This window comes from Sphingomonas tagetis (genome assembly GCF_024211275.1).
Lineage (GTDB): Bacteria > Pseudomonadota > Alphaproteobacteria > Sphingomonadales > Sphingomonadaceae > Sphingomonas > Sphingomonas tagetis.
Genome location: NZ_JAMLDX010000055.1, coordinates 1 through 1,047 on the forward strand (window position 1 = coordinate 1; position 1,047 = coordinate 1,047).

Genomic DNA, 1,047 nt, shown 5'->3' on the forward strand with positions numbered 1-1,047 from the left:
TAGAGCGTGATCGTGATTGATTGAATCTGGATTCCCTTGTTGGGGGATTTCTGATTCAACCTGCTGGCTGGGCAGGAGGCCAGCAGGGATGAGCCGAGCCTATTCGATTGATTTGCGCGAGCGTGTTGTTGCGGCGATGGCGTCTGGGAGGACGGCGCGATCGGCGGCGGCGCAGTTTGGTGTGAGCGTGGCGAGCGCGGTGCGCTGGTCGCAGCGACAGCGCCGGACAGGTGGCGTGGCGCCGGGCAAGCTGGGTGGGCACCGCAAGCCGGTGTTGCTGCCCGAGCGCGAGTGGCTGCTGGCGCGTCTGGCGGTCGAGCCTGATCTGACCTTGCGAGCGCTGCTGGCCGAGCTGGGCGAGCGCGGGGTGAAGGCGAGCTACGGTGCCTTGTGGCTGTTCCTCGATCGCGAAGGCGTCACGTTCAAAAAAAAGCCTGTTCGCCACCGAGCAGGACCGACCGAAGATCGCGCGGCGCCGGGCGCAGTGGAAGAAATATCAGGGTCGGCTTGACCCTTCCCGTCTCGTCTTCGTCGACGAGACCTGGGCCAAGACCAACATGACGCGCACCCATGGCCGCTCCCCGCGCGGCGAACGTCTGTGCGCCAAGGCGCCGTTTGGCAAATGGCGCACGCTGACCTTCATTGCCGCGCTTCGCCATGACCGGATCGATGCGCCTTGCGTGCTCGACGGACCGATCAACGGCCAGAGCTTTACCGCGTGGGTCGAGCAGTTCCTCGTCCCAACGCTTGCGCCTGGCGACATCGTCATCCTCGACAACCTCGGCAGCCACAAAGGACAAGCCGCCCGCCGCGCTATCCGCTCAGTCGGCGCCAGGCTGCTGTTCCTCCCGCCCTACAGCCCAGACCTCAACCCGATCGAACAGGTCTTCGCCAAACTCAAAACCCTGCTGCGCAAAGCTCAGGAACGTTCCGTCGAGGCAACATGGCAGCGCATCGGCATCCTGCTCGATGCCTTCCCACAACACGAATGCGCCAACTACCTCAAAAACTCCGGATATGCTTCAATCTAAGATGATCATGCTCTAG

The 1,047-nt window shown here is 63.2% G+C and carries 1 protein-coding gene; it reads left to right on the plus strand.

Annotated features, from left to right (window positions below):
- Positions 1-88: 88 nt before the first annotated feature.
- Positions 89-1,031 (plus strand): IS630 family transposase gene (locus tag M9978_RS22980; RefSeq protein WP_436977213.1). Its coding sequence is split into 2 segments (ribosomal slippage): positions 89-435 and positions 434-1,031, totalling 945 coding nucleotides; the frame shifts between segments, so codons are not numbered across the junction.
- The last annotated feature ends 16 nt before the right edge of the window (positions 1,032-1,047 follow it).